This is a genomic window from Paenibacillus lacisediminis (assembly GCF_046567315.2).
The window spans coordinates 53,733-63,286 of sequence record NZ_JBKIAX020000029.1 but is presented as its reverse complement, the minus strand read 5'-3'; the positions used below and the strand labels follow the sequence as shown (position 1 = coordinate 63,286).

The 9,554-nt window shown below is 42.6% G+C and carries 6 protein-coding genes; all 6 read right to left on the bottom strand.

The features are described from left to right. Positions 1-379: 379 nt before the first annotated feature. Complete coding sequence (locus ACLD72_RS31310) at positions 380-2,434, bottom strand: fibronectin type III domain-containing protein (protein WP_458476506.1); 2,055 nt, start codon at positions 2,432-2,434, stop codon at positions 380-382. A gap of 481 nt (positions 2,435-2,915) precedes the next feature. After that, positions 2,916-4,205 carry a Kelch repeat-containing protein gene (locus tag ACLD72_RS31305; RefSeq protein WP_411003041.1) on the bottom strand — a complete coding sequence of 430 codons (1,290 nt, stop codon included), beginning with the start codon at positions 4,203-4,205 and terminating at the stop codon, positions 2,916-2,918. A gap of 223 nt (positions 4,206-4,428) precedes the next feature. Then, the gene (locus ACLD72_RS31300; RefSeq protein WP_458476505.1) at positions 4,429-6,252 is read right to left on the bottom strand and encodes a glycosyltransferase; all 1,824 of its coding nucleotides are present in this window, start codon (positions 6,250-6,252) and stop codon (positions 4,429-4,431) included. Positions 6,253-6,258: 6 nt separating this feature from the next. Continuing rightward, entirely contained in the window at positions 6,259-7,302 is a 1,044-nt protein-coding gene (locus tag ACLD72_RS31295; RefSeq protein WP_458476507.1) for a glycosyltransferase, read from the bottom strand. Between the two features lie 79 nt (positions 7,303-7,381). Further along, positions 7,382-8,305, bottom strand: coding sequence for a DUF2920 family protein (locus ACLD72_RS31290; RefSeq protein ID WP_411003044.1), 924 nt, complete (start codon positions 8,303-8,305; stop codon positions 7,382-7,384). A 31-nt stretch (positions 8,306-8,336) separates the two neighbouring features. Continuing rightward, the gene (pseC, locus tag ACLD72_RS31285) at positions 8,337-9,536 is read right to left on the bottom strand and encodes a UDP-4-amino-4,6-dideoxy-N-acetyl-beta-L-altrosamine transaminase (RefSeq protein ID WP_411003045.1); all 1,200 of its coding nucleotides are present in this window, start codon (positions 9,534-9,536) and stop codon (positions 8,337-8,339) included. Positions 9,537-9,554 lie beyond the last annotated feature (18 nt).

The following is a 9,554-nucleotide window of genomic DNA, read 5'->3' as shown; positions in this document are numbered from 1 at the left end:
CACACTTCCACATTAGGAGAATTTTTTTTACTTGGGAAGACCAAATCCTGGAAAGTGCTTGAACTTTTTCGTTCCCTTTAATTCCTAACGTTTCATGTTAGATTTTACGCATGGCTAGTGACACACATGACCCTATTTTCGCTCAAAACCCGTTCATCCAGGACGATTGAGGTGAATAAGGGCTTTTGTGTCCGTCACATTTTGCAAACCTCCGTTTTCCCTCAAATAACGGCTCTGGTGTCCTTTAGCCCCCAATTCCTCTTATCCTCCCCTCTCTACCTGCGTTTCGCCCTATACTATGCCCGAAATTTTATAAGGGTTGAAAAAAGCTCTTGGGCAACGCTTACGCATCTCCCAAGAGCTTAAATCGCTTTAGGACTCAGTAAGCATTAACTTCAAACGTAATGATTTTATCAAAGAACACATAATCCTTGCGGTTTACAAACGGGCCTTTATTATTGTCGTGCTTATCAATGGCATACATAGCAGTTCCCGATCCATTGGCACGTCCCTCATACCAATTTATGAAGGCTTTTACTTCCGTCATAGACAAATCGTATTCTTTTTCAATCCCGTTGATGAGGATCACCCGAAGCAAAGCCCGTTCTCCTTCTTGACCCTCACCTGGGTCGGGAGGATTTACCACATCGCCTTTCGGCGTAGCGGAAGCTTCATTTGAATTTCCGCTTTCACCGGCAGCGGTAACAGCCGTGACAATATAATAATAAGTGGTGCCGTTAGTAACATTGCTGTCCGCGTAACTGTAAGTATCGCTCGTTACCGTGTCAATCACATCATACGGACCGCCGGAAACTGTGGCCCGCTTCACATTAAAGCTCGTGACATCTTTACCGGCTCCGCTCCAAGTTAAATTAACCTTCTTGTTCCCTGCGGTTGCAGTTAAACTCAACGGATCTCCCGGCGATGGAATCTCCCCGCCTTTGCCGAAGACATTCCATTCATACAGTCTCGCACTGCTCCCCGCCGTGTACTTTAAAGCGACGGTGGAAACACCTTGTACCGTGGCCGGAAGCGTCTGAATTTCGTCCGTGCTTAATAATGCATATCTTTGCAGCATGTTGCTATCCGCATCATAAAATTCAACGGCTAACGTGCCGGTGTTTTTTACAACGACCCCTGAAATCTCCACTGGGGAAGAGAAGGTATACCAGACAAAATTGCTGCTGCTAATGTCGGTAAAAGTGGCTATGTTATTATCCGTCAGATTCCGTGTAGTACCTGTCGGACTGGTTATTGATTTGCCCACTTGCACTGGAAGCCAGTCGAGCAAGCCTCCCGTGTAGCTCGTCGCATCCGGCTTGATGCTTTTTTCCGGCGAGTTGGCGCTTTCTCCTGCCCGATTCAACGCGGAAACCACATAATAATAAGTCGTTCCGTTGGTGACCGCAGTATCCGAATATGAAGTTCCTTTCACATTCGCAAGCTGAATATATGGCCCGCCGGGAGAAGTGGCGCGTTTCACGTTATACGATTCCGCCCCCGTCACGGCCCACTCCAATTTAACAATCTTGTCCCCGCTTTGAATCCAGTTAATCGTCGTAGGCAATGGCTCAGCTGATGGAGTCGTATAGACATTCCATTCGTAAATTCTCGCACTGCTCCCCGCCGTATACTTTAAAGCAACAATGGAGACATCCTGCACCGGAGCGGGAAGCATCTGGATGCCGTCATTGCTTAACAACTCATATCTTTGCAGCAAGTGATTGTTCGCGTCATAGAATTCAACCGCTACCGTACCGGTGTTTTTGGCAGCAACCGCTGAAATCTCCACCGGAGAAGTGAAGGTGTACCAAGCAAAATTACCGCTGCTGAGGTCAGTAAAAGTGGCTATGTTATTATCCGTCAGATTTCGCGTAGTGCTTGTCGGATTGGATATGGATTGACCCACTTGCAGTGGAAGCCAGTCGAGCAAGCCTCCCGTGTATCTCGTTGCATCCGGCTTGATGCTTTTTTCCGGCGAGTTGGCACTTTCTCCCGCCCGGTTCACCGCAGAAACCACATAATAATAAGTCGTTCCGTTGGTGACGGCCGTATCCGAATATGAAGCTCCCTTCACGTTCGCAAGCTGAATATAGGGCCCGCCGGGGGAAGTGGCGCGCTTCACGTTATACGATTCCGCCCCCGTCACGGCCCACTCCAATTTAACGACCTGATTCCCGCTTTGAATCCAGTTAATCGTCGTAGGCAGCGGCGCCGCGGATGGAGTGGTAAAGACATTCCATTCGTAAATTCTCGCACTGCTCCCCGCCGTGTACTTTAAAGCAACCGTGGAAACACCTTGTACCGGGGCCGGGAGCGTCTGAATCCCGTCGTTGCTTAACAATGCATACTTTTGCAACAGGTTGTTGCTCGCATCATAAAATTCAACCGCTACCGTACCGGTGTTTTTGGCAACGACCGCCGAAATTTCCACCGGGGTAGAAAAGGTATACCAAGCAAACTTTCCACTGCTAAGGTCGGTAAAAGTGGATATATTACCGTCTGTTATTTGTGTGACGGGGGTTGATGACTGGCCTATTGCAGTGCCAACTTGTATCGGCACACTATCCAATAGACCACCCGTATACTGCGATGCTGCGCTCGCACCTGTAGGACCAACAATGACCACACTCAAAAAAATCGCTAGAACTAGTAAAAAATGCCCAAATCTCTTCAATTTTCGCCCTCCTCTGGTAATGTTTTGGTACTTTCATACTAGTAAAATAGCACTTTTAAATATGGGTGTCTATACTAAAATTTCCATTAATATAAAAACAATCTACGATTAACCACTTTAACTCGAGTCTCTGCGGCATTAAGGAAACTAACACCATAAATTGTGAAGTAGGCTTCTTTATTCTTGTCATATATTTTTTACACAAAAAAGAGCCGCTTTAGCGACTCTTTTTATAATGTTATTCATTTGAAATATTGTACTCATTTACTTCAAACGTCAAAATCTTATCGAAGATCACATAATCCTTTCGGGCGCTGAAAGGCCCTTTGTTGTTATCGTGTTTATCAATGGCGTAGGAAGCTGTTCCTGTGCCGGCTTGTTTGTTCTCGTACCAGGTAATGAATGCGTTAACTTCTTCCATTGAGAGATCGAATTCTTTTTCTAGACCCGTATCCAGTGTAATTACTAGGATCGCACGATTTCCAGATGGTAATTCCGGTTGTTGTGGTTCCTCCGGCTGCTGCGGTTCCCCCGGTTGTTGCGGTTCATTCGATACTAGAGCGAACATTTCAACAGACTTTAATATTTGCTTACCATCTGTCCCACCAATTACAAATAGTTTTCCATCAACTACTGCGCACATATTTTGGGCTCTTGGAACCGTTAGGTTAGGAAATGACTCGAAACTATTGTTGGATGGGTCAAAGACTGTAACATTTGTTGTCTTTCCTCCATCTCTAGTAGTTCCGCCTAATATGTATACCTTATTTTCAAATACAACTATACCGGGAGCATTAACTGGAGCAGGGAGTGTTGTAACTGTTGTCCAGCTATTTATTGACGGAGTATATTTATAAATTGTTTTAATTATATTTTCATATCCAAGAGCGGTTTGACCGCCAAACGTATAAATTTCGTTGTTATAAGTAGCTGTTTTTACTCCGTTGACTATAACTGGTGCACTTTTTTCTATGTTCCACTTATTTAGTTCAATATCATAGGATTCAACTGTAGATAATAAATTATTATTACTACCTGTACCGCCTATAACGTAAATTTTGCTTCCAATAATCTCTGCCGAAGCCCATGATCTAGCTGTGGGCATGTTAGCACCTGATGTCCAGGTATCAGTAGTTGTATCGTATATTTCTAATTTGTTTGTTCTAGCCACTCCGTTAGCACCATCATAGTAACCACCAGTTACATATATTTTGTGTTCATAAACGGCAGCAGTCACGCCCGATCTTGTAGTTGGCATGCTTTTTAATTTTGTCCAGGTATCAGTCAAAGTGTCGTATTTATAAGTAGTATTTGTTTTTGCACCTTCATATGAGTGATTACTTGTCCCAGTCCCACCAAAGATATATATTTGTCCGCCAACTTGAGCTATCGCAGAACCAGAACGAGGTTCAGGCAAATCACTTCTTGGAATCCATTGTCCATCTTCAGCGGCCGAAACAAGGGAAACATTCAAAAATAGCATTAAAGATAAAAACGCTGTAAATGTAAGTATATATTTCCTCTTCACAAAAGTCATCTCCTTATTTTGTAATGTCGATTTGACTATACAAAATCAGAAAAGGTTTGTATAAACATAATTGTCTATATTTGTAATTTGATGTCGAACAACAAAATTTTTTTGACAAAAAAAGAGCCGCCAGTGACGACTCAAAAACAGAAAATTATATTAATAAGTAGCTTGTAGTAACAGTGAACACATAAAAATCCTTTATTGTTATGATGCTTATTGATTACATAAGATACTCCCGTCTAATCTCATCCATTAACTGACAAATGTCCTCATCTTTATTTTGAATCTGATCTAGATAATGCAGAGCTAATTCATGCTCATTAGCCTTAAATAGAATATAACCCAAATTATAAAGTGAATTTTCATCGTTAGAATCCAGTTGTATCGCATATTGTAACAATGGGATCACCATATTAAATAATCCATTGTTGTAGAAAAAAATCGCTAGTTTGTTTGCATACTCTATTCTGTTACAAGATAAATGATCGATAATCCTTATAAGATGCTCATTTGTTAGGTTCCCGTCACAGACACTATCCAATAATTTCAACAGGTCTTCTTCATTCTCCATATCCAAACTTAAGCGCTCAACGATATCCGTTATGTAATTGTCGAAATTAGGCGAATTCGCCTCTATCAGATACTTTTTAGTTTCATATTGTTCTCTTAGCGAAGGACCGGCCAATTTAACAAGTTCATCAACAAACTGTTGATCCAGATCGTTAATGGAACCAGTCTCACCGTATAATCGAAGATTTAAAAAGCCTGCATTTGTAAACATGGCTTTAATATCTTTTTGCGTAAACAGTCTCAATTGAGAATGGTCTACTACGCCCGGCTCTTTATATATACCTCTTCCGTAAAGCACTTCTCGCAAAATGCTATAATGCATAAAGTTAGGGATACTAGCCACGATCTTGCCGCTTGGCTTAAGGAGTCCGCTTAAATTCTTCACAACTTCCCATGGATCCTGTATGTGCTCGAGTGTATCCGCTAAAATAATGTAATCGAAATAGTTAGCTGGATAGTCCGGAATTCTTTCCTCAATATTCGCTATTTTAACATTCGCAAAATTTGAAGCCATCGCTGCCACAGCTTTATTTTCTTCAATCCCATGTAATTCCGCGTTTTTAAATTTCCCTTTTATCCCCATAAGCGTTCCGCCGCATAAGCAACCGAGCTCCAATACACGAATAGCCGCGTTCCTATTAAAACGGCATAGTAATTGAATAATATCATTTCTGATTGTTGATTGTCCCGGTTCAAATCCCCATTTTTCCACAAACTTCTGTTTATTGCTATTCATTAAAGCCATGTACTTTTCATTTTTGGCCCCAAAAGAGACCGATCCATAATGGTGAATAAAAACATTTTTACAAAGCACGAGATAGTAGCCTGCTTCAATCATTCTAAAGCTGAAATCATCATCCTCGAAATTGCCTGGAGTAAACCTTTCATCCAGTAACCCAATTTGATCGATAACCTGTCTTTTTATCAACAAACAATAACCCATTAATCGCAATCTATATTCATAAGCTTCTTGAAATTCAGTGACATTTGGATTGCTTCCGTTAAACTGATCAGCAAAAACAAACATTTCTTCTATCGTTTTATAAGGAACGTCAATTTGTTGAAAATTGGACATGCTATTGGTTACGGGCCCTACTGCTGCAATGCGTTCATCGCTGTATAAAGACTCCACCAAAAGATCAAGCCATCTAGGAGTTACTATTACATCGTTATTTAAAAGAAGAACATTCTCACCTTTAGCAAGAGTTATGCCTTGATTACAGCCTTTCGGAAAACCTTCATTCCGATCATTCAGTACGGCCAGAATATCATGCTGTTGGCTTAACCACTCGGGGGTTCCATCGGTAGACTTGTTATCAATCACAATCAATTCGTAAGTTCCCGGTTCAGTATATTTCCGAATGCTGTCAATGCATTGCTTTGTGTATTCCAGTTGGTTGTATGTCAGGATAATGATGCTAGTGAGTGTCTTCATCTCATCTGCTCCAATCAATTCCGAATACTGTTCTGCCAAAATAGCTTACAGTTGTTTTAACCTTTCGTTCGATGGCTGGTAACCATATGTTGTTGCAGCTTCCCGATAACACTCCTTTGCCTTGCCTATGTTCCCCATCACTTCATAAAGGCCACCCAAATTGTGCAATGCGGTAAAACTGCCGGTTCCCCTTACGCTGTCATATTGGTCCGTTTCTCCAATTTCCAGGCATCGCAAATATGATGCTTCAATGAGCGGAAACAAGTCGACATATTTCGCGGTATTGCTTAAAATCAGCTTCATGTAAAATATCCCGCAAGCAAAATGAAAATCGCTGAAATCCCGTAAAAAATCCCTTTCCTGCTGAATCACCGGCAGGCCGGCCTCCAGTTGGCCCGATGCAATCAATTCATAAAGCAAATTGACGACAACGTTGGGAGCATAGTATTCTCTTCTTGTCAGCAGCCTGTATGCTTGCTCAAGATGCTGACATGCCTGAGCATGATCGTTAATCCCTCTGTATTCTTTGGCGATCTGAAAATGAAAGTACGAGTCTTGGGGGCTATTTTCAATCTCTTTTTTCAAAATAGGAATATTCCGCTCAGCTTTCGATTTTAGATAACCATCGTGCCAAATCTCCACAGAAAGCTTTACTCTGGGAAGATCGGAAACCAACTGTTCATGGATGCTGCCCTCGTATCTGACTCCGGACGGAAAAATCCGCGATATAAAGCTTTGCGCGGTGGATTCCAAACCATCATCACCTATAAATTGGTTGACGATTTTGAATCTGCCGATTGCTTTCTCGCCGTTTATAAACTGACGAATAGCGGCCCCGTCCTCGCTTTTTACATACTCATCAGCATCCAATACCAGGTTCCAATCGCTTGTCGAGTACTCTAACGCGGCGTTTCGGGCATCCGCAAAATTTTGATTCCATATCCAATCGTAGATTTTCGCGCCGTAGGCTTGAGCTATCGATTTAGTGCGGTCTGTTGATCCCGTGTCGACAATAATAATCTCATCCACCAGTTTACAGACGCTGTCGAGGCAGCGCGCCAGAACCTTCTCTTCATTTTTGACGATCATGGTCAACGCTATAGTCTTCATTCAGAATCCTCCCGATCCGCTCGCTTGCTGCCTTTAGTTCAACTTATATAGAAAGTTTTTATTCAACATCCAATCTAACAAGTCCACTTGAATAATCAAAAGTATATGTATTTCGTTTAGTCGACACCTTCACTTCAGGGAGCTGAAAATCATTTTCTGCTTCTGACTCATAATTTTCCATAACTAATTCAAAAAATTTGAAGAAATCGGCATCCATACCATGAAGGGGTGTTTTAAATGCCCCTTTATAGAGAGTAACATCGTTAACAACATTTAATTTACAGTTCGGTATAGTACCGCAAAAATTTATCTTTTCAATAATTCCGATTAATTGATCATATACGCCATGAAAGCTTACGATATTAGATTTGTTCTGGAAACCGTGATACAAATTGCTTAAATTCATTATTTCTCTATCTAAGTTTAAATCGGAGACATAGTATCGCTTAGTCAAATTATGCGAGGGTACATTTCGACTATGATCCAAGTACACTGGCAGCAGATAAGCAGAATTATCTATAATCATCGAAAACAATTGTGGCGCAAAGCGATTGCATAACAAAGCCAAATAAGCGCCATGCGACTGTCCTTTGCAAATTAATTTCCGGCCGTTAAATGGAATATGATTTTCCTTCAATACTTCTTTAACCATTAGAATAGCCGTCAAATTATCTAAAGCCTGCATAAGGGACATATCATTAAAGTTGTCCAAAGATTCCTGCATATCCTCTAACTGCATATATTCAAAACCAAAATAATCGCATTGTATGCATACCAAATTATATTGATCAGCAAATTTTTTACGCATTTTTTGGTATACCTTGCTCTTAGCATGTCCGCCATAACCTGGAATAAATAGTACTAGTCCAGTTTGTTTATTGACGCCTTCAGATGGCTCAGAAAAATAAATATTCAGATTTCTGTTCTTGCCAGTATAAATGTTGGGATGAGCAGCCACAACTATTTCGTGCTCGATCGACAAAATAACCCCTCGCTTATATTTAAAAAAATATTTAATCGAAATTTGATTTCAAATACCGGTCATACACTTTCTTCACCGCAGCCTGCACATCGGCCACATCATGGTCTGTCATTTTTGGGAAAAGAGGCAAAGTCACCGCCGTATTGTAGTAATTTTCGGCATTGGGGCACAGACCAGGGGGGAAACCCAATTTCCGATAGTAAGGCTGCAAATAGACCGGAATATAGTGCACATTTACCCCGATATTCTCCGCACGGAGCGCCTCAAAGATCTCTCTTCGATCTGCGGAAAAGTACTCCGGCAACCAGCGGATTACGTAAAGATGCCATGAGGACTCGGCCATGGGATGCTGCTTTGGAACGACAAGGCCTGGCAACGTGGTGAAAAATTCATTATAGGTTGCGGCGATTTCCTGTCTTCTTGCAATAAAACCGTCGAGCTTGTCCATCTGGCTTGCGCCCAACGCCGCCTGCATATCGGTCATCCGGTAATTGTAGCCTAGTTCCTGCATTTCGTAATACCACGGTCCGTCCGTCCGCGTTAATTTTTCCGGTTCCCGGGTCATCCCGTGGCTGCGGAATAACAACAACCGCTCATAGTAACGGTCATCGTCCGTCGTAATAATGCCACCTTCGCCGGTCGTGACATGCTTAACCGGGTGGAAGCTAAACATTGTCATATCGGCCCAGGAGCCTATCTTACGCCCGGCGTAAGAAGCTCCCAGCGAATGCGCGGCATCCTGAATCAAAACGAGGTTTCGATCATGCGCTAACATCGAGATTCGGTCAATTTCCACCGGCTGCCCCGTAAAGTCAACCGCTATGATCGCTTTGGTTCGTTCGGTTATTTTCGACTCTATCTCCGCCGGATCGACATTGTACGTATCTATGTCGATATCTGCAAAAACCGGCGTACCGCCTTGATAAAGCACACAGTTGCTGCTGGCCAGAAAAGTAATCGGCGTCGTTATCACTTCATCGCCTTGGCCGATCTCCGCAGCGAAACAGGCGCCATGAAGCGCGGCCGTTCCATTCGTAAAAGCCACAGCATATTTGGCACCGACATATTCGGCAACTTTTCGCTCGAAAGCATGAATGGCGGGCCCTTGGGTGATGAAGTCTCCCCGCAGCACCTGAACCACCGCTTCAATATCCTGTTCATCCAGCCACTGCTGCCCATAAGGCAGCAGTGTAGCGCGAACCGGCTGGTTAGATTCATGTTCTTTTGACATTCCGCTTTCCCTTCTTCC

Coding starts and splice junctions, on each gene's coding strand:
- ACLD72_RS31295 (WP_458476507.1), bottom strand. CDS start 7,302: ATGATCGTCAAAAATGAAGAGAAGGTTCTGGCGCGCTGCCTCGACAGC.
- pseC (WP_411003045.1), bottom strand. CDS start 9,536: ATGTCAAAAGAACATGAATCTAACCAGCCGGTTCGCGCTACACTGCTG.